Consider the following 19,161-nt stretch of genomic DNA (forward strand, 5'->3'; position numbering starts at 1 on the left):
TATCTTTGAATAAGCCATACGGGCTGAAACAGCAGTGCTGAAAAACGGAGCAGCATTTGATTTAATCGCAAATAAATGCCGTTTGTATCTAGGCGGCTGACAAAGCTGCTACAATCGCATAATCTCGATATCTACATATTGATACGTGTTAGCAGCTTAATAAACTGAATTTACCCAAGATTTGGTTTTTTAAAAAATAAAAAAGTATTGCCAGAGATTTAAAGTCTGAGCTGTTTTTAGAAATAGATGTAACGGAAAAACAATGAGCCAACAGAAACTCTATGATGTTTATGTGTCTTATCCGCCCGGTATCGACAGCGAGCGTATCAACGCCTGCCTGCTCGAGAACCTGCCGGAAAATGAAGCCAATGACCTGATTCAGGCATTGGCCGAGCGTTCTCAGGCTATTATTGCGGAAAACTGCACCAAAGACGAACGTGAAAACGCCCAGCAATATTTCAGTTATTTGGGGTTGGATGTGATTATCCGCCACTCGCTCGAGCTGTTGCCGGAAGAAATAGAAGAGGATAAGGTTCAGACTATTTTCGATCAATGTCCGGTGTGCCGCACTATGATCGATAATCCCGAAGAAACCACGGAGTGCCCCACCTGCCGTTTGCATTTTGCAACCGCTACCGAGGCCGCTATTGCGCGCAAACGCATCGAGTGGGAGGAAAAAGTAGCTTTTGAACATAAGAAGCAGCAGGAAATTGCCCACCGTATGCAGTTGGAAAAACTGGCCGAAGAAAAACGCCTGCGCAAACAGATACGTGCGGAACTCAACGAGAAAATGGAAAAGGAGCTGGGCGCGTGGCGTTGGATGACTTGGTTTAAAGGTGAAAAGGTGCTGATTGCCGGCGGTATTGTGCTGGCGGTGGTTTTTTTGATTGCTGCAGGCTACTTTCTCGGCCAATCGGGAAAGTAAATCAGATTTCTCACCAAATTTACAGAGAGGCCGTCTGAATATCTTCAGACGGCCTCTCTGTTTGGCTTGCATATCGGCGGCCCGGAAGATAACCATATTTACCTTCAAGAAAACTTATGGTTATAATTTTATTTGGTTAAAAACCATTTATTTAGTATTTATACTTAATATTTAACAATATTTTAAAATATAAATCTATTTTAATGGGGCTGATTTGCGGTTGCACGTCAATGCGGGCAGTGATTTTTTAAAAAAATTAAAATACCATTGCACAGTTTGTCCAACAGCCAGCTTCATTAATTAAGAAAGTTCCTAATGAACCACCAATCTGCAAAAAAATATGTTTCAAAAAAATATGTTTTAAGTGCCGCAGCGGCTTGGCTGCTGGCCGCCTGTTCCCCTGCCGAGCAAGCTGCTGCGCCGGCAGACACTTCGGCTGCCGCCGGCAATAAAAAAATCGCCATCACGGCGATTGTGGAGCATCCGGCACTGGATGCGGTCCGCAAAGGCGTGCTGGACGAATTGAAAAACAAGGGTTATGAAGCAGGCAAAAATCTGACGGTTGATTTTCAAAGTGCGCAAGGCAGCACTGCCAATGCCGCGCAGATTGCCAAGAAATTCGCAGGGAGCAACCCTGATGTAATTGTGGCGGTTTCGACACCAAGCGCACAATCTATGGCGGCTGCAACCAAAACCATTCCCGTGGTTTATGCCGGTGTTACCGACCCTGTGGCAGCGAAGCTGGTTCCGGGGTGGGAGGCCTCCAATACCAATGTAACCGGTGTTTCTGACGAACTACCGTTGGAACCGCAAATCGATTTGATGAAAAAGCTCGTGCCTGCGGTGAAAAATGTGGGTTATGTTTACAGCCCCGGCGAGGTGAATTCCACCACTGTTTTAGCACAGTTGAAAGCCAAACTCCCGTCTCAAGGGATTAACGTAGTGGAAGCACCCGCGCAACGTTCTGCCGATGTGCTGGCCGCAGCGCGCAGCTTAAACGGCAAAGTCGATTTGCTTTACACTTCGCCCGACAACAATGTGGTTGCTTCTTACGAATCTATGTATAAGGCCGCCGTTGAAATGAAAAAACCCTTGGTTGCTTCGAATACCGATTCTGTCAAGCGTGGCGCGGCAGCTGCTTTGGGGGTGAACTATTATGATTTGGGCAGGAAGGCCGGCGATATGGTGTTCCAAATCTTAAACGGTAAAAAAGCGGGAGAAATTCCATCAGCCCGCATGGAAACTTTAGATTTGTTTTTAAACAAGAAGAATGCTGCCGCAACAGGGGCGGTACTGCCGGAGGATTTGCTCGGGCAGGCTAAAGAAGTGCAAGAGTAACCGATGGATTCAGTTTGATAAACGATTGGCCGGCCGTGAAGGTTGGCTGATTGTGTTTTCAGACGGCCGTCTGAAAACGCGGCTAGACCGGAAAGAAAGTTTGACCAAATTATGAGCCTGATCGCTTTTTTCGGCGGCATCGAAGCCGGCTTGATTTATGCGCTGGTGGCACTGGGCGTGCTGATTTCGTTCCGCATTCTTGATTTTCCCGACCTGACTGCCGATGGCAGCTTTCCTTTAGGGGCAGTGGTGTTTGCCGTATGCGTGGGTTCGGGCGTTAACCCGTGGCTTGCCTGTCTGGCAGGTGCGGCGGCGGGTGCCTGTGCAGGCATGGTAACGGCGTGGCTGAATGTGTCGTTGAAAATTCTGCCGCTGCTGGCCAGCATTTTGGTGATGGTGGCATTGTATTCGGTTAATCTGCGCATTACCGGCGGCACACCCAATATTCCGCTCATTGGAGCGCCGAGCGTGTTTGAGCCGTTTGTGGCCGCCGATTTCAGCAACCAGTTTTGGGTGCAGCCGCTGATTATTGCCGGCTTCGTGATTGCCGCCAAGCTGCTGCTCGATTGGTTTTTCAACACCCAAACCGGTTTGGCCATGCGCGCAACCGGCGTAAACGCGCGTATGGCCAAGGCGCAGGGTGTAGCGGCTTCTAAAATGGTGGTGTTGGGTATGGCGATTTCCAACGGCCTGATTGCCTTGGGCGGCGCACTGTTTGCCCAAACCACAGGCAGCGCCGATTTGGCCAGCGGCATCGGAACCATCGTTATCGGTTTGGCGGCGGTGATTATCGGCGAGAACCTGCTGAGCAGTAAGCGCATTATCTTTATCACGTTGGCCGCTGTTGTGGGGGCGCTGGTGTACCGCCTGCTGATTGCCTTTGCATTGGGCAACGAATTTCTGCAAAGTTTGGGCGTGCGCCCGACCGATTTAAACCTGATTACCGCCGTATTGGTAGTAATCGCCCTGCGCCTGCCGGCGGTTAAACGATCGCTTACAAGGAAAGCCACATCATGATGCGCGCCGATAATCTGAAAGTTACCTTCAACGCGGGCACGCCGATTGAAAACCCCGCCATGCGCGGCATGAACCTACACATTCAAAGCGGCGAATTTGTAACCGTTATCGGCAGCAACGGCGCGGGCAAATCCACTTTTCTCAACGCCATCAGCGGCGATTTATTGGTGGACGGCGGCAGTATCCAAATCAATGGCCAAGACGTTACCCGCCTGCCCGCGCACAAACGCGCCCATTTGGTAGCGCGCGTATTTCAAGACCCTCTAGCGGGCACCTGTGAAGCGCTGAGCATAGAAGAAAACATGGCGCTGGCCTATTCGCGTGGCCGCAGGCGCGGCCTGAAATTTGCCCTAAACAAAGCCAACCGTGAATTATTCCGCGAAAAACTTTCCGTGTTGAAACTCGGTTTGGAAAACCGCCTAACCGACCGCATCGGCTTACTGTCAGGCGGCCAGCGCCAAGCCGTGAGCCTGCTGATGGCCAGCTTGCAGCCGAGCAAAATCCTGCTGCTTGACGAACATACCGCTGCGCTCGATCCGAAAACCGCTGCGTTTGTATTAGAGCTTACCGATCAGATTATCGCCGAAAACAAGCTGACGGCAATGATGGTAACCCATTCCATGCGCCAAGCGCTCGACCACGGCAGCCGCACCGTGATGCTGCACCGCGGCAAAGTGGTGTTGGACGTTGCAGGCGATCGCCGCACCGGCATGGACGTTCCCGATTTGCTGGATTTGTTTGAGCAGACACGTGGCGAGAAAGTGTCGGACGATGCCCTGCTGTTGGATTAAAGCAGGAATGGGATAAATATCGCGAATCTATTGATTCAATTAAGGACTTCCGCGCTTTGCTGCTTTGCGAAGGAAGTCCGAATCCGTAGCCAAAGGCCGTCTGAAAAAGCTTTCAGACGGCCTGAGTTATATAGAAATTTCGGCCTGATGCGTTTACGGCGCAACAATGCAGAACGGGGCAACAGACGGAGAAGGTAAAGATAATTTGAAAATTCTTTGATGAGAATTTATTATGCTGAATTAATTGAAAAAAAACGGAAAATACCCATGCCAAAACATCTGCTCCCCCCCCACCAAGCCCGTTACTACGCTTGGCTGCTCACCCGTCAGGCGCAAAGCGGCAGTATGGATTTGCTGGCGGGTACGCTGGTTGATTCGCAAGTGGATCTGAATCCGCATCAGGTTGATGCTGCCTTGTTTGCTTGCCAAAACCCCTTGTCGCGTGGGGTGATTTTGGCCGATGAAGTCGGCTTGGGCAAAACAGAATGGTGAGTTTGGTGGAAACTTTGCTGGGTGATTTTGGCCGATGAAGTCGGCTTGGGCAAAACCATTGAGGCCGGTTTGGTGATTTTGCAGCGCTGGGCGGAGCGCAAGCGCCATATTCTGATTATCACCCCGGCCAATCTGCGCAAACAGTGGCATCAGGAATTGCAGGAAAAATTCGGCCTGCAAGGCATGATTTTGGAAGCCAAAAGCTATAACTCCCTGAAAAAAGAAGGCGGCAACCCTTTCCGCCAAGATGTGCCGGTTATCTGCTCCTACCAATTTGCCAAAGCCAAAGCGGACGACATCAAAGCTGTCGGCTGGCATCTGGTGGTGATGGATGAAGCGCACCGCCTGCGCAACGTCTACAAAAAAGGCAATGTCATCGGCAAAACCTTGCAAGAAGCGTTGGCAAACGTTACCAGTAAAGTGCTGCTGACGGCGACCCCGTTGCAAAATTCCCTGCTCGAGCTTTACGGCTTGGTCAGCATGATTGATGGGCGTATTTTCGGCGATTTGGACAGCTTTCGCAGCCAGTTTGGCGCCAGAGCCACCGAGCAAACTTTGGCCAGCCTGCGCCAGCGCTTAAATCCCGTATGCAAACGCACCTTGCGCCGCCAGGTTCAGGCCTATGTTCCCTACACCCAACGCTTTGCTATCGTGCAACGGTTCCGGCCGTCTGAACAGGAGCAAGCCTTTTCTTTATTGGTTGCCGACTATCTGCGCCGCCCGAATCTGCAAGCCATGCCCGAAGGCCAGCGGCAGCTGGTTTAGTTGGTGTTGTGGAAACTGCTTGCTTCCAGCAGCCGCGCCATTGCCGGTGCCTTGGATACCATGAGCAAGCGCTTGCAAGGCGTGTTGGACGAATCCAAGCCGCCGGACTTGGTGGAAATCCTCGATGAAGACTATGAAAGCCTGGACGAAACCGCCGAAGAATGGGAAGAAGAAACCGCGCCGAATAGTCTGAGCCAAAACGAATACCAAGCCATTGCCGATGAAATCGAAGAGCTCAAACACTTCAAAACATTGGCAGAAAATATCCGCGAAGACGCCAAAAGCCGCGCCTTATTAACCGCACTTTCCACCGCCTTTGCCAAACTCAAAGCGCTGGGCGAGCCGCAAAAAGCCATTATTTTTACCGAATCCAAGCGCACGCAGGATTATCTGCTGCAATGCCTTTCGACAAGCTAATATGCAGGCGAAAACGGCGAAGGCATCGTTTTGTTCAACGGCACCAACAGCGATGCAAGGGCGCAAAAAATCTATAAAAACTGGCTCAAGCACCACGAAGGCAGCGACAAAATCACCGGCTCCAAAAGCGCCGACACCCGCGCTGCGCTGGTGGAATATTTCAAAGAACAAGGCAGATTGCCACCGAAGCGGGCGTAGAAGGCATCAACCTGCAATTCTGCTCGCTCATCATCAACTACGATCTGCCGTGGAACCCGCAGCGCATCGAACAGCGCATCGGCTGCTGCCACCGTTACGGGCAAAAACACGATGTGGTCGTGGTCAATTTTGTGGACGAAAGCAACGAAGCCGATGCCCGCGTGTATGAACTCTTGGAGCAAAAATTCCAACTCTTTAACGGCGTATTCGGCGCCAGAGACGAAGTATTGGGCGCCATCGGCTCGGGTGTAGACATCGAACGGCGCATTGCCGATATTTACCGCCGTTGCCGGCTGCCTGAAGAGATTCAATCCGCTTTCAACGAACTGCAACGCGAGCTGTCGGACGAAATCAACCAAAACATGGTCAACGCCCGCCAAACCCTGCTGGAAAACTTCGATGAAGAAGTGCGCGAAAGGCTGCGCATCCGCGACCAACAAAGCCGTGATGCGCTCAAAAAATACGAACGCATTCTGATGGATTTAACCCAAAGCGAATTGGCAGAACATGCCGATTTTGATGCAGAAGGGTTTACGCTCAACCGCCTGCCCGAAAACCTTTCAGACGGCCCCAACACCGTTGTGTTGGGGCGTTACGAGCTGCCGCGCAAAAGCGGCGAAGCCCGTCTCTACCGCATCAACCACCCCTTGGCGCAAGCTATCATCACTCAAGCCAAAAACCGCGCCTACCCGCCCGTGCGCCTGCAATTTGACTATCAGGCACACGGCAGCAAAATTAGCACGCTGGAAGCCTATCGCGGCCAAAGCGGGTAACTGGCCGCCAAACTCATCACCATCAGCGCCTTACACGACACCGAACAGCACCTGCTGGTTGCCGCCGTAACCGACAGCAGCGAACCCCTGCAAGACAACGACCCCGAAAAACTGCTCGGCCTGCCCGCCCGAACCATCGGTACAACCGCGCCGACACCCCTTCAGACGGCCTTGGCTGCCGATATCGACCACCGCCGCCAACAACTGCAAAACGAGGCGACAAACCGCAATCTCGGCTACTTTGAGCAGGAAGTGCAAAAACTCGATGACTGGACAGGCGACCTCAAACACGGCTTGGAGCAAGACATCAAAGAAACCGACCGCCAAATCAAAGAAGCCTGCCGCACCGCTGCCACTGCCGCCACGCTGGAAGAAAAGCTGGCTTGGCAGAAAAAACAGTGTGAGTTGGAAAACAAACGCAGCAAACAGCGGCGGGAGCTTTTTGGCAAACAGGATGAAATTGAAAACCAACGCAACCGGCTGATTGAAGATCTGGAAGAGCAGTTAAAGCAGCAGGTGGATGAAGAAGAATTGTTTTTTATTGAGTGGGGGATGGTGTGAGCATGTTAATATTAACCCATTGCCTATTTTGCTTTGAACAAGCATAAAAGAGATTTGATGTCATGAATGTAAACATAGAAATGCTTAAATATTATATCGAACATGCGCAAATATCGCTTGATAAGCTCAAAGAATCCATTCTTAATATTGAATTATTTTTAAGTAGTGAAAGAAATCCTACATTTAATCAAGTTTCGGAAGTTGCTAAAAAACTTAATATCCCAAATGGGTTATTGTTATTACAAAGTCCGATTGAGATAAAAAGTAAAAAATTAGAATTTAGAACAATGGATTCTACGGCAATGCAAGCTATGAGCGAAGAATTGTGCGATACGATTTTAGAGATGGAAGGAAAGCAAGCCTTCTTGCGTGAAGAAATTGATTTTACCTTGGATTTTATAGGTTCATGCAGTATCAATGATGATATTTCCAAAGTGGCTTCTATTGTTAGAAATAAATTGCAGGTTACAGAATTTTTTTCAAGAAAATATAAATAAAAGTGATGTATTTAAGTTTCTTCAAGAAAAAATAAACAATATTGGTGTGTTTGTTTTTTTAATGGAAAGGTGGGGGACAATACGCACAGATCATTAAGTTTGGATGAGTTTAGAGGATTTGTGTTGGTAGATGACAAAGCACCCATTATTTTTATTAATCAAAAAGACGATAGCATAGTGGAACATTATTTACGCTAGTACATGAGCTGGTGCATTTATTTATTGGAACGAATGAGATCTTAACTGATGAAGAGATAAACAATTATTTTCGTGATCCGTTAGAGGTTTTTGTGAACAAAGTAACTGCGGAGATTCTTGTTCCGAGGGGAGTTTTTGACGCAGCGTTAAAAACAGTGGGAAAAAATATTGATGAGAAAATACAATCGCTTGCTGATAAATTCAAAGTGAGCAAATTTGTTATTGTAAGACGTTTGTATGATTCAAATGATATCGATCATTCCGTTTATTTGTCCAAAACAGAGGAGTTGAATAAGTTATTCAAAGAGTTTCAGGGACGTAAAAAAATCATCAGGGGGTGGAAATTATAATAACAACTTAAAGTTCCGTATAGATAGCCGTTTTTTTAATTATGTCCAGCAAGCAGTCAGTCAAAACAGGATTTCTTATACCGAAGCTTTTCGGATTATCGGTGTCAGCTATAAAGGCTATAAAGCTTTGGCGGAGGGTAAATAATGAAATATTTACTGGACACCAATATTTATATTAATTTTTTATGTCGGGCTTATCGCTTTGAATATTTCCAAGTTTTTGGGAGGCTTTTGAAAAAGTGCTTAATCAGCATGTTGTATTACCGAAAATTGTTGTTGATGAAGTCAATAAGAGTGATGAATTTAAAGAATGGCTAGAGCAAAACTTTAACGGGGAATATCTGAATCATAAAGATTATGCCGAAGAATGGGGACAGGTTATCCAACATATTGCCCAGCATTCTTGTTATAGCGATAAAGCATTGATTGATCCGAGAAGCTGGACGCATGAAAAAATTGCGGATGGTTGGTTAATTGCGATTGCCAAAAAAGACGGTCTGACTATCGTTACCAATGAGCTTGCTAAACGGGATTTGAACGCACAGAACCCGAGCAAGGAAGTAAAAAATCCTGATATAGCAAAAGATTTTGGAATTAAATGCATTACGATGAACGAATTTTTCCAAGAAATCGGATTTAAGCTCTGACTTGAGCAGATGAGATAAAAATATATGAAAAACCAAAAACTAGAACTCACTTGGATAGGCAAAGACAAGCGCCCTAAGTTGGAGGCGCGGATTTTGTTGGAGGATGCGGCGAAGTCGTATCATGCGCCCACCCGTTCGGAACAGGCGATTTTTGATAATCGGTTGATTTTTGGCGATAACCTGCTGGCGCTCAAGGCGTTGGAGCAGGAGTTTGCGGGCAGGGTGAAGTGTGTGTTTATCGACCCGCCGTATAACACCGGCAGCGCGTTTGCCCATTATGATGACGGGCTGGAGCATTCGATTTGGCTGGCGCTGATGCGCGACTGTTTGGAGCTGATCAAGCGCTTGCTGGCGGATGACGGCTCGTTGTGGATAACCATTGATGACAACGAAGTGCATTATTTAAAGGTGTTGTGTGATGAAGTGTTCGGGCGGGGGAATTTTGTGGCGAATGTGGTTTGGCAGAAAAGAACATCGCCAGATAATCGATTGAGATTGGGTAATGCCCATGACCATATTTTGGTGTATGGGAAACAGCCTTTAATTCATCAAAAATTTAATCAATTAGAAATTGGCGAAGCAAGGAAAAAAGATTTTAAAAATCCTGATAACGACCCAAGGGGTGCATGGGCTTCTACGGATTTCACAGGTATGACAGGCCATGCCACTGCTTCACAGTTTTATAAAATTACCGCACCCAATGGCAAAAAACACCCTCCCCCTGAAGGGAGATGTTGGGCAATTAGTGAACTGACATTCGAAAAATTATTGCAAGAAAATCGTGTTTGGTTCGGTAAAGACGGAAATTCACGCTCTAGGCTAAAGCGCTTTTTGTCCGAGATGGAAGGGCAGAATGCGTGGTTTTGGTGGGGTAATGATGAGGTAGCGCATAACCAAGAAGCAAAAAAAGAAATTAATGCGCTCTTTGGTGCAAAAAATCCATTTGATACCCCCAAACCTGAGCGTTTGATGAAGCGTATTTTAGAACTCGCCACCAACCCCGGCGATCTCGTCCTAGACTCTTTCGCCGGCAGCGGCACCACCGGCGCGGTGGCGCATAAAATGGGGCGGTGCTGGATTATGGTGGAATTGGGTGAGCATTGCTACACGCATATTATTCCGCGTTTGCACAAGGTGATTGACGGCACGGATCAGGGCGGGATTTCCAAGGTGGTGAACTGGTAGGGCCGGCGGGTTCCGTTATTACCGTTTGGCGCCGACCTTGATTGTCAATGACAAATGGGGCAATCCGGTGATCAACCCCGAATACCGCCCCGAAATGCTGGCCGAAGCGCTGGCCAAGCTGGAGGGCTTTATTTACCGGCCGTCTGAAACCTTGTGGTGGTAGCACGGCTATTCCAGCGAGCGCGATTTTATTTATGTGACCACGCAAACCTTGTCTGCCGAGCAGTTGCAGGCGTTGTCGGACGAAGTGGGCGAAAATCAAAGCCTCTTGGTGTGCTGCGCGGTGTGGCGCGGTATCACGGCGGCGCAGGCGGCGGAGCGCTTCCCCAACCTTTTGTTGAAAAAAATCCCGAAAATGGTGTTGAAGCGCTGCGAATGGGGGCATGACGATTACAGCCTGAACATTGCCAACCTGCCGATGGCCGCGCCCGAAGTCCGGCCGTCTGAAAACGCGGCAAGCGCTTCCGCCCAAACTGCCAAAGGCAAAAGTGCGGTTGAAAATCAGGAGGATTTTTTGCGGGGGAGGCGGGTGATGAGTAATGAGTAAAGAAACGCCATTGTTGCCCGCTGATTACGGCGATTGGCTGACCGATATTAAAAGTCGGGTGCTGGCGGCGAGGCAGAAAGCGGCCTTGGTGGCAAATGCCGGGCTGGTTTTGCTTTATTGGCATATCGGGCGGGATATTTTGGAGCGGCAGGTGGCACAAGGCTGGGGCAGCAAAGTGATTGACCGCCTGGAGCGCGATTTGCGTGAAGCGTTTCCGGAAATGAAGGGGTTTTCTATCCGCAATCTAAAATATATGCGTGCGTTTGCCGAGGCTTGGTCGGATTTTGAAATTGTGCAGCAGGCTGCTGCACAATTTCCGTGGTTTCATCTTTGTACTTTGATTGATAAGGTGAAAATACCACAACAAAGAGAGTGGTATTTACAGCAGGCTATAGCACAGGCTTGGTCGCGCACCACTTTGGAAATCCATATCAAAAACCGCTTGCATGAACGGCAGGGGCAGGCGGTTACCAATTTTACCGCCCGCTTGCCTGCGCCTGCTTTGGCGCAAGAAACATTAAAAGCCCCTTATCTGTTTGATTTTTTGGGATTGGGCGAAGAAGCGCATGAACGCGGTAAATAAAGAGTAGATGCACCCGAACAGTTATAATAGACTAAACGGATTAAAGAGCTTGAATTAAGGTAATGATAAATGCGGACGATTTTTAAATATATAGCAACTGTTGGCGTTGTATGGCTTGGTTTTGCAGGGGTAGGGTTTGCACAGCCGATGAGCAATGAAATGGCCCAGGGGATATATGATGAAGAAGTAAGAAAAAAGCGTGCTCAGCAGCAACAAGGAGCAAACACAGACCCCTCCGCTGCCGAGGTGCGAGCTTGGCATGAAAGAGAACGCAAAATACAGGCAGAAATAGCCCAACACCGCGCAACGCCTTATTGGATGGTGATCGGGCGGGACTGGGGAAATAAAAAAATTGCATGGAGCGGGGGATATGCTTCCAAAGAAAGGGCAATTGAATGGGCGCTGAGCCAGTGCGAATCCTCTGATTGCAGATTAATTGCAACTATTGCGAATGCATGTGGGGTTATTGTTTATGCACATGAGAACCCTAAATCAATAAGTGATATTTTTATAGGCGTAGACCCGGACGATAAAAAAGCGGCAGCTAAAGCTATGCAATCTTGCGAAGCGGTACACAGAAAAAACAACCCTGACAGATGTTTTTATTCAGGCATTCAGACCAAACACGGCACTGCTTTCTGCACCGGCTATGACTACAGCGTCTACGGCCAGCAATAAGCGGCGCTGACTACTTCAGAGCAAGCCGTTTTTATTGAGAGGCAGTCTTTGGCAACCTTCAAAAGCTGCTGTTGGGGATACCGACAGTCTATTTGACGCTGTGGTTCATCATGCAAGGCCGGCGCATAGCCACAGGCCAAAGCCGCGACAATATGCGGGGTTTCCATCACCCGCTCATCGGCAGCGGAATATCTGACCTTTGCGGCGGCCAACAGAGAAGATGGTGTGCAGGTGGCGGAGAAGCCCTTTATGCTGGTGATTGCCCGCGATACCACCCATGCGGCGCAATTGCTTGCCTTGCTGGAATCCTATGCCTTTTACGGCGGGCGCTATGCGGGCAAGGTGATTCAGGTGGATTCCAGCAAGTCGGGCAAAGACGAAGAAGCAATGATTGCGCGGCTCTTGGCGGTGGAAAGCGTGGATGAGCCGACCGAAATCGTGATTCACGTCAATATGCTTAAAGAAGGCTGGGACGTAACCAATCTGTATACCATTGTGCCGCTGCGCGCCGCCAACGCACGCACTTTGATTGAGCAGAGCATTGGGCGCAGCCTGCGTCTGCCTTACGGCAAGCGCACGGGCGAGGAAGCGGTGGTCCGGCTCAATATCGTGGCGTACGACCGTTTTCAGGAAATTATTGACGAAGCCAACAAAGGCGGTTCGGTCTTGCGCCTGCAACAGGTGATTTTGGAACCTGCCGATCAGGATACGCAAACCGTGAGCGTAACCGTGCCGAGCGGCATAGAAAGCCGTTTGGGGCTGGCGGACAGGCCGTTTGAAAACACGGTGCAAGATAGCCCGCCTGCCAACAGCCCATCCGCGTATCAGCCCGTTTTCCAAACCGAGCAGGAAAAACAGATTGCCCGCAAAGTCATGGAAGCGGCCGCCCGCTACGAAACCTGCCCGCAGCAGGCACCCACTTCGCAAGCCTTATTGCAGCCTGAAATACAGGCGCAGATTGCCGAAGAAGTGCAACGGGAATTGCAGGGCGCGCAAGGCGGATTATGGGCGGATGAATGGCCCGAAGTCGCGGAAATCGTAGCGAAAACCACGCAAATATTGGTGGAGCAAACCATTGATATTCCGAGTATTACCGTTATGCCGGGCGGAGAAATCCAAACAGGCTTCTCCCCTTTACCCTGGATGTCGGCAACTTGAATTTGCAGCCCGGCGCGCGCGAAATCCTGATTCACAACCTGCATACCGACGAGCAAAGCAGCCTGTCCGCCGAATTGGGTCTGGTGGAAAAACGCCCCGAAGACTATATCGTGCACGCGCTGATTGATTTTGACGACATCGACTACTTCACACCCAAGCCGAGCTTTTATATGACTTGGCCGGGCAGATAGTGCGGCATTTGCAAAGCTACCTTTCCGAAGCCGAGATGCTGGACGTGCTGGATAAAAACCGCCGCCTGATTGCACGGGAAATCCACGCGCAGATGACGGCGCATTTCTGGGAACAAGCCGCGCATTACGAAGCGCATGTCAGCCGCGGTTTTACCGCACTCAAACCCTGCCACTACACCGCCTCGGCAAACGAACCCGTACATTAGGTGCGCGAAACCGTGCAAGATGCATCGCGCATCAGGCAGATGCTGTTCGGCGGATTTAAAAAATGCCTGTATCCGCTGCAAAAATTCGATTCCGACACCGAGCGCCGCTTTGCTGTGATTCTGGAGCGCGATGCGCAGAAATGGTTCAAACCCGCCAAAGGACAATTCCAGATTTATTACAAACAAGGCGCCGATCAGAAAGAATATATTCCCGATTTTGTGGTGGAAAACGGTGATTTTATCCTGATGGCGGAAACTAAAGCCCGTGCCGATATGCAAAGCCCCGAAGTACAGGCCAAAGCCGAAGCCGCCGCAGCCTGGTACAGGCAGGCAGCGGACTATGCCGTGCAGCACGGCGGCAAAGCATGGCTTTATCTGCTCATCCCCCACGATGAAGTGGATGAAGCCAAGCGCTTGGCGGATTTTTTACGGTTTGAGAAAAAGGGCGAAGCTGTGCAAATACCCTGTCCGTCTGAAAGGCTTAAATAACACCATACCCGCACAGACGGAAGTATGAATCAAAATATTTAATAAACAATTAATTGTATGGGAGGCTCCTGAATTCTTGCTTGCGTGGGCATGGTGGCAAACTAAATTCCAGCGGGGTTTTTCTGAATTTTGCAAAGATGTTACTTTAACATTCAACAGATATTTTACATAAATTTATAACTTGCTAATTTTATTTATTATTTTGTTGTGTCATTTTGATGTGTTTAACTGTTTTAAGTGGATTTTGCTTGACTTTTTGGCAAATCCGCTTTGTTTTTTTTTATGTGTTTGTCAAATGACCTGATACCGGTTCGGATCGTACTTTTCGCCTTTTTTGTACAGGTTAAAGGTTATGACGGCCAGCTTGCGCATAATGGCACCGAGTATAACCATAGTCGGTTTTTTCGGTTTTTCAGACGTTGTACCAAATCGGGCAGATAGCCGCGCCTTAAGGCAACCATGGCAGGCATAAACAAGGCGGCGCGTACCTTTCTGTTGCCGTATTTCGTCATTCTGTCTCTTCCTTTAACACTGGTTCCGGATTGCCGTTTTTACGGAGTCAGGCCGGAGAATGCGGCAAACTGGTTTGAAGGTTTGAAAGTCTGCACCGAATGGGTGTTTTTCACACACCAGCAGCGGTAAGAGAACCTGCTACGGGTATGTTTCGGATACGGTTGTGGGGTTTAAATCCTGCTTGATGACACTGTCTATTTGGGTGCGAGCGGCCTTCATTTGCCTTTAAAATGCAGTTTATTTGCGCTTTAATTGAAACTGTATGCAGCCATCTAAGAAGTGCACTATGACCAGCACCTAAAAGTACACTACTTTTAAGCCGGTATCGGCAGCATGATGAATTTGGAAGGGAGTGGGTTTAAAACAGACCGTCTGAAACCTGTGGAATACAAACGCGAAAAATCTCAGCTCGAGCCTTTCGATACAATCCGGCTGTGTACGCAGCGCCGTGTTGGGGGAAATAACCGGGCAAACCATAGCTGGGGGATATAGGCAAACGCAGTAAAACCCGCTCGCTGGTTCAGGTTTGCCAGCCGAAGCCGGTGGGACGGGATAGGCCAAAAAAACTATATCGCAACACTATTTTTGTGAATGTAAGTGCAGATGAAAGGAGTAATGTATGTCGCGAGCTTATTATGGAAAAAGTATTGCTGATTTTATTCAAGAAGATAATTTAAGTATTTTGGGTGCGTTGACCAAGCATCATGGTTATCAGTCTTTGGAAAAATCGCAACAAAACGCATGGGAAAAGCAAATTGCTATTTTAAAATCACAATTGGTGGATTTAACTGGGCATATTTATTTTGAATTTTCTATTCCGCGAATGGGGAAGCGTGTTGATAATATTGTCATTCTTGGCAATAAAATTTTTTTACTAGAGTTTAAAATTGGTAGCAAACAATATGATAAGCATGCGATTGACCAAGTGATTGACTATGCGCTTGATTTACGAAATTTTCATGAAGGTAGCCATCATGTGAATTTAATACCCGTATTGATTGCGGAGAAAGCACCAATTATTCAAAATAATTTTCAGGCAGCACAAAATTTAGACTGTGCGATTTTATTGAATGCGCAGAATTTGGGTGAGTTTTTCTCGTCTTTTGATTCAAATAATCTGATGGATGTTGCAGCTTGGGAGCAATCATCATACAAACCAACCCCGACCATTATTGAAGCAGCACAAGCGCTTTATCAAAAGCATGATGTTGCAGAAATCACGCGCTCAGATGCTGGAGCAAAAAATTTGTCAGATACTGCTGGTTGTATTAGCAACATTATTGAGCAAGCTAAACAAGAACATAAAAATCCATTTGTTTTGTTACTGGTGTACCAGGCGCAGGTAAAACATTGGCTGGACTCAATATTGCTAATCAGCGCTTAAAAGTAGCAGAAGATGAACATGCTGTTTTCTTATCAGGAAACGGCCCGTTGGTGCAAGTTTTACAAGAAGCGTTGGCAAGAAACCGCGCCATTAAAAATAAAATCAAAAAAGAAACTGCACTAAAAGAAACTCGGGCGTTCATTCAAAATATTCATTATTTTAGAGACGAATATTTGAAAAACTCACAAGCACCCACTGAAAAAGTTGTGGTATTTGATGAAGCACAACGTGCTTGGAATCAACATCAAACCAGTAAATTTATGAGTCAAAAACGCGGACTGTCAGATTTTAACCAGTCTGAGCCAGAATTTTTGATTGAGGTGATGAATCGTCATCAAGATTGGTGTGTGATTGTTTGCTTGATTGGTGGCGGGCAAGAAATTAACACGGGCGAGGCAGGCCTAGTTGCCTGGATGCAAGCTTTGCAATCTTCTTACCCAGATTGGCAGGTGCATTATTCTAATTTGATTGTCAATCAAGACAATTATTTGCAAGATACCACAATAAAAAACTGGTTATCTACAACAGGCGTTGAGCAAGACCATTTACATCTGGCTACTTCAGTGCGCTCATTTCGGTCAGAAAAAGTTTCGGCATGGGTACACATGTTATTGGATGTGGATGATCAAGCCAAGCTACTGTGGCACGAGATTCAAGAAAACTACCCTATTGTACTCACAAGAGATTTGCAAAAAGCCAAAGCATGGGTGAAAGCTCAAGCTAAAGGAAGTGAGCGTTATGGCTTGGTGGCTTCATCGGGGGCACGCCGTCTGAAAGCATTGGGTGTAAATGTTAAAAATGAAATCGACGTGGCCAATTGGTTTTTAAATTCTAAAGATGATGTACGCTCTTCTTATTTTTTAGAAGATGTGGCGACAGAGTTTGATGTACAAGGATTGGAGCTTGATTGGGTATGCATAGCATGGGGTGAGAATTTTTATTATCAAAATGGCAAATGGCATTATCAATCTTTTAAAGGTTGTAAATAGCAAAATATCAACAAAGAAGAATGTCAGCAGTTTACTAAAAACGCCTATCGCGTTTTATTGACTAGAGCTAGGCAAGGAATGGTGATTTGGATTCCGAAAGGTAGCGGAACTGATAATACACGTCAAAGCAAGTTTTATGATGGAACATATCAGTATTTAAAATCTATAGGCATAGAGGAACTTGTTTAAGCTTAATAGTTAAGCATACTCATAAATTGAAGGGCAAGAAACACGTTGTATATCACTGCGCAAGTCAGTTATCTGCACGAGGGGTGGAACAGGCGAGGTGGGCGTTGCAGCTGTTTTCAGTGATGTGAAAAGTGAAGTGCATGCTTTTACAGAGTGAGACTTTTGCAAAATTCAAAAAATCATCACAAGATGTTTGTTTGCCGTTATCTTTGTGTAGGCAGGAATCAAGGCATTTATCATCTAATTAGTTACTAAATCAATACTTCGATATTTTCACTCGGGTTCCCGCTTGTGCGGGAATCAAACCTTTCAGACAGCATATAAGGTATTTTTACAAAGGCCTTGGGGCGTGTTTGAAGGATAAACCTGTTATGTCTGTGCCCGATATGGTTTGCAAGGTTTCAAACGGCCTCGGTCTGCTTCAGTATTGATTACTTAGCGCTGTTCACGGCGGCTTTCAGATGGCCGTAGCCTTCTTCGTCCATTTTATCGAGCGGGATAAAGCGCAGGCTGGCGCCGTTGATGCAGTAGCGCAGGCCGCCTTTGGCGGGCGGGCCGTCCGGGAAAACGTGCCCCAGGTGTGAATCGGCGGCGGCGCTGCGCACTTCGGTGCGGCGCATGTTGTAGCTGAAATCGCTGTGTTCGGTAACGGAAGAGGCGGCAATCGGGCGGGTGAAGCTCGGCCAGCCACAGCCCGAATCGTATTTGTCGGCAGAGCTGAATAAGGGTTCGCCGCTGACAATGTCCACATAAATGCCGGGGGCAAACAGGTGGTCGTATTCGTGGCTGAAGGCGTATTCGGTGCCGTTTTGCCGGGTGATGCGGTATTGCTCGGCGGTGAGCCGTTTTTTCAGCTCGGTATCGCTCGGTTTGCGGTAGGTGGCGGCATTAAAGCCTTTGCTGCCTTTCGGCGCGGTTTTGCCGGGCAGGGGCTCATCGGCTTTGCGGATATCGATGTGGCAATAGCCGTTGGGGTTTTTAACCAGATAATCCTGATGGTATTTCTCGGCTTCGTAAAAATGTTTGAGCGGCAGGTTTTCCACCACTAAAGGTTGGGCGTATTTTTGCTGCTCCTGTTTCAGCGCGGCGGCAATCACGGCCTGCTCGGCCTGGTCGGTGTAATACACGCCGGTGCGGTATTGGGTGCCCCGGTCGTTGCCTTGTTTGTTGAGGCTGGTGGGATCGATCACGCGGAAATAGTATTGCAGGATGTCGTTAAGGCTGAGTTTGTCGGCATCGTAAACCACGCGCACGGTTTCGGCATGGCCGGTGTTGCGGCGCACCACGTCTTCATACGAAGGGTTTTCGGTATTGCCGTTGGCGTAGCCGGAAACGGCATCGATTACGCCGCCGATACGTTGGAAATAGGCTTCCAGGCCCCAGAAGCAGCCGCCGGCAAGATAAATGGTTTTGGCGTTCATTGCAGCAGATTCCTTTTTCTGAGCGGGTTTGTAGAATGTGTTTTTCAGACGGCCTATGTCGGCTTCGTGATTTTCAACCAACGCCAATGCCTGTGCTTCGTTGAGGCTGCCTTTTATGATGCGGGCGAGGTTGCCGTGTTTGTCGAGCACTGCCCACGAGGGGTAAACGCCGATATTCAGGCTTTTGGCCAAGCCGCCGCCTTCATCGGTAATCACGGGCAGTTTGGGATAATCCAGACCACGGTACCATTGCAGAAAATCGGCTTGGTTTTTTTCGCCGAGAAAGCCGGGCGAGGCCACAGTAATCAGGTTGGCCGTTTGAAAGCGCTTATCTTGCGCCCATTGTTCGGTGGCGGCAAGCTCCGACAAACACAAAGGGCACCAGCTTGCCCAAAATTTTATCAGCGTGGGCCTGCCTTCGGCCAAATGGCGGGCGGCGGGTTTGCCCTGCGTGTCGTGCAGCTTTTGCAATGCCGCAGGCACGGGCGCGGCATTGCCGGGCTTGGTGTGGAAGAGAAACAGTGCGGCAACCAGGACGGGTATGGCCGACAATATCAGCATTTTCCAAAATGCGGGCAGTTTCACGGGTGTTCTCCTGTTGTAACGGTAAACCGGGGCGGAAGGCCTGTTTCGGCATCTCAGGCAATAGGTGCCGCAAA

26 protein-coding genes and 1 pseudogene are annotated in these 19,161 nt (G+C 48.4%); 25 read left to right on the forward strand and 2 right to left on the reverse strand.

All coding sequences use genetic code 11. The features are described 5' to 3' along the window. The first annotated feature begins 262 nt into the window (after positions 1-262). The 23 genes from H7A79_RS13335 to H7A79_RS13440 all read left to right on the forward strand — a co-directional run bounded on the left by H7A79_RS13335 (position 263) and on the right by H7A79_RS13440 (position 14,006). Positions 263-925, forward strand: coding sequence for a hypothetical protein (locus H7A79_RS13335; protein ID WP_135035991.1), 663 nt, complete (start codon positions 263-265; stop codon positions 923-925). A 315-nt stretch (positions 926-1,240) separates the two neighbouring features. Further along, on the forward strand, positions 1,241-2,263 hold the full coding sequence (locus H7A79_RS13340; RefSeq protein WP_135035994.1) for an ABC transporter substrate-binding protein: 1,023 nt from the start codon (positions 1,241-1,243) through the stop codon (positions 2,261-2,263). Positions 2,264-2,374: 111 nt separating this feature from the next. Further along, positions 2,375-3,280 carry an ABC transporter permease gene (locus tag H7A79_RS13345; RefSeq protein ID WP_187001733.1) on the forward strand — a complete coding sequence of 302 codons (906 nt, stop codon included), beginning with the start codon at positions 2,375-2,377 and terminating at the stop codon, positions 3,278-3,280. Further along, positions 3,277-4,071: an ABC transporter ATP-binding protein gene (locus H7A79_RS13350; RefSeq protein ID WP_187000511.1), complete on the forward strand. Its 795-nt coding sequence runs from the start codon at positions 3,277-3,279 to the stop codon at positions 4,069-4,071. Before H7A79_RS13345 ends, H7A79_RS13350 begins: the two co-directional genes overlap by 4 nt. 267 nt (positions 4,072-4,338) lie before the next feature. Beyond that, positions 4,339-4,563 (forward strand): hypothetical protein, encoded by a 225-nt coding sequence (locus H7A79_RS13355; RefSeq protein WP_246407944.1) that lies wholly within the window; start codon positions 4,339-4,341, stop codon positions 4,561-4,563. Between the two features lie 21 nt (positions 4,564-4,584). Beyond that, positions 4,585-5,328, forward strand: a complete 744-nt coding sequence (locus tag H7A79_RS13360) for an SNF2-related protein (RefSeq protein WP_246407946.1) — start codon at positions 4,585-4,587, stop codon at positions 5,326-5,328. A gap of 3 nt (positions 5,329-5,331) precedes the next feature. After that, the gene (locus H7A79_RS13365) at positions 5,332-5,745 is read left to right on the forward strand and encodes a hypothetical protein (RefSeq protein ID WP_246407948.1); all 414 of its coding nucleotides are present in this window, start codon (positions 5,332-5,334) and stop codon (positions 5,743-5,745) included. A gap of 30 nt (positions 5,746-5,775) precedes the next feature. Beyond that, positions 5,776-5,943, forward strand: a complete 168-nt coding sequence (locus H7A79_RS13370) for a hypothetical protein (RefSeq protein ID WP_246407949.1) — start codon at positions 5,776-5,778, stop codon at positions 5,941-5,943. A gap of 113 nt (positions 5,944-6,056) precedes the next feature. Then, entirely contained in the window at positions 6,057-6,716 is a 660-nt protein-coding gene (locus tag H7A79_RS13375) for a hypothetical protein (protein WP_246407951.1), read from the forward strand. 171 nt (positions 6,717-6,887) lie between these two features. Beyond that, entirely contained in the window at positions 6,888-7,277 is a 390-nt protein-coding gene (locus H7A79_RS13380; RefSeq protein ID WP_246407953.1) for a hypothetical protein, read from the forward strand. Positions 7,278-7,339: 62 nt separating this feature from the next. Continuing rightward, positions 7,340-7,774 (forward strand): phage tail assembly chaperone, encoded by a 435-nt coding sequence (locus H7A79_RS13385; RefSeq protein WP_214646376.1) that lies wholly within the window; start codon positions 7,340-7,342, stop codon positions 7,772-7,774. 209 nt (positions 7,775-7,983) lie between these two features. Then, positions 7,984-8,322: an ImmA/IrrE family metallo-endopeptidase gene (locus H7A79_RS13390; RefSeq protein WP_214646377.1), complete on the forward strand. Its 339-nt coding sequence runs from the start codon at positions 7,984-7,986 to the stop codon at positions 8,320-8,322. A gap of 70 nt (positions 8,323-8,392) precedes the next feature. After that, a complete protein-coding gene (locus H7A79_RS15315; protein WP_492011892.1) occupies positions 8,393-8,467 on the forward strand; it encodes a hypothetical protein in 75 nt (24 codons plus the stop codon). A gap of 94 nt (positions 8,468-8,561) precedes the next feature. Further along, positions 8,562-8,969, forward strand: a complete 408-nt coding sequence (locus H7A79_RS13395; RefSeq protein WP_214646378.1) for a DUF4411 family protein — start codon at positions 8,562-8,564, stop codon at positions 8,967-8,969. Between the two features lie 24 nt (positions 8,970-8,993). Continuing rightward, positions 8,994-10,154, forward strand: a complete 1,161-nt coding sequence (locus tag H7A79_RS13400) for a site-specific DNA-methyltransferase (protein ID WP_246407955.1) — start codon at positions 8,994-8,996, stop codon at positions 10,152-10,154. Between the two features lie 37 nt (positions 10,155-10,191). Continuing rightward, positions 10,192-10,317 (forward strand): hypothetical protein, encoded by a 126-nt coding sequence (locus H7A79_RS13405; protein WP_281384924.1) that lies wholly within the window; start codon positions 10,192-10,194, stop codon positions 10,315-10,317. Positions 10,318-10,350: 33 nt separating this feature from the next. Then, complete coding sequence (locus tag H7A79_RS13410; RefSeq protein WP_246407957.1) at positions 10,351-10,701, forward strand: hypothetical protein; 351 nt, start codon at positions 10,351-10,353, stop codon at positions 10,699-10,701. Positions 10,702-10,714: 13 nt separating this feature from the next. Then, positions 10,715-11,284: a DUF1016 N-terminal domain-containing protein gene (locus tag H7A79_RS13415; RefSeq protein WP_214646379.1), complete on the forward strand. Its 570-nt coding sequence runs from the start codon at positions 10,715-10,717 to the stop codon at positions 11,282-11,284. Between the two features lie 69 nt (positions 11,285-11,353). Continuing rightward, positions 11,354-11,962, forward strand: a complete 609-nt coding sequence (locus H7A79_RS13420; RefSeq protein WP_187000513.1) for a DUF4189 domain-containing protein — start codon at positions 11,354-11,356, stop codon at positions 11,960-11,962. A gap of 231 nt (positions 11,963-12,193) precedes the next feature. Further along, positions 12,194-13,120 carry a hypothetical protein gene (locus H7A79_RS13425; RefSeq protein WP_246407959.1) on the forward strand — a complete coding sequence of 309 codons (927 nt, stop codon included), beginning with the start codon at positions 12,194-12,196 and terminating at the stop codon, positions 13,118-13,120. Further along, a complete protein-coding gene (locus tag H7A79_RS13430) occupies positions 13,117-13,311 on the forward strand; it encodes a hypothetical protein (protein ID WP_246407961.1) in 195 nt (64 codons plus the stop codon). Before H7A79_RS13425 ends, H7A79_RS13430 begins: the two co-directional genes overlap by 4 nt. Continuing rightward, entirely contained in the window at positions 13,311-13,517 is a 207-nt protein-coding gene (locus tag H7A79_RS13435; protein ID WP_246407963.1) for a hypothetical protein, read from the forward strand. Before H7A79_RS13430 ends, H7A79_RS13435 begins: the two co-directional genes overlap by 1 nt. Continuing rightward, positions 13,518-14,006, forward strand: coding sequence for a hypothetical protein (locus H7A79_RS13440; protein ID WP_246407965.1), 489 nt, complete (start codon positions 13,518-13,520; stop codon positions 14,004-14,006). Positions 14,007-14,356: 350 nt separating this feature from the next. Here the strand turns inward: H7A79_RS13440 and H7A79_RS13445 are convergent, their stop codons facing one another. After that, on the reverse strand, positions 14,357-14,518 hold the full coding sequence (locus tag H7A79_RS13445; protein ID WP_353663624.1) for a hypothetical protein: 162 nt from the start codon (positions 14,516-14,518) through the stop codon (positions 14,357-14,359). A 620-nt stretch (positions 14,519-15,138) separates the two neighbouring features. Here H7A79_RS13445 and H7A79_RS13450 point away from each other — a divergent pair. Further along, the gene (locus H7A79_RS13450; RefSeq protein WP_214646380.1) at positions 15,139-15,903 is read left to right on the forward strand and encodes a hypothetical protein; all 765 of its coding nucleotides are present in this window, start codon (positions 15,139-15,141) and stop codon (positions 15,901-15,903) included. Continuing rightward, positions 15,870-17,081, forward strand: a pseudogene (locus H7A79_RS13455) (DUF2075 domain-containing protein). Before H7A79_RS13450 ends, H7A79_RS13455 begins: the two are co-directional and overlap by 34 nt. Positions 17,082-17,512: 431 nt before the next feature. Here H7A79_RS13455 and msrAB read toward each other — a convergent pair. Beyond that, positions 17,513-19,063 (reverse strand): bifunctional peptide-methionine (S)-S-oxide reductase MsrA/peptide-methionine (R)-S-oxide reductase MsrB, encoded by a 1,551-nt coding sequence (gene msrAB, locus H7A79_RS13460; protein ID WP_187001734.1) that lies wholly within the window; start codon positions 19,061-19,063, stop codon positions 17,513-17,515. Positions 19,064-19,161 lie beyond the last annotated feature (98 nt).

The sequence above is a fragment of the Neisseria musculi genome (assembly GCF_014297595.2).
In the GTDB taxonomy this organism is placed as follows: domain Bacteria; phylum Pseudomonadota; class Gammaproteobacteria; order Burkholderiales; family Neisseriaceae; genus Neisseria; species Neisseria musculi.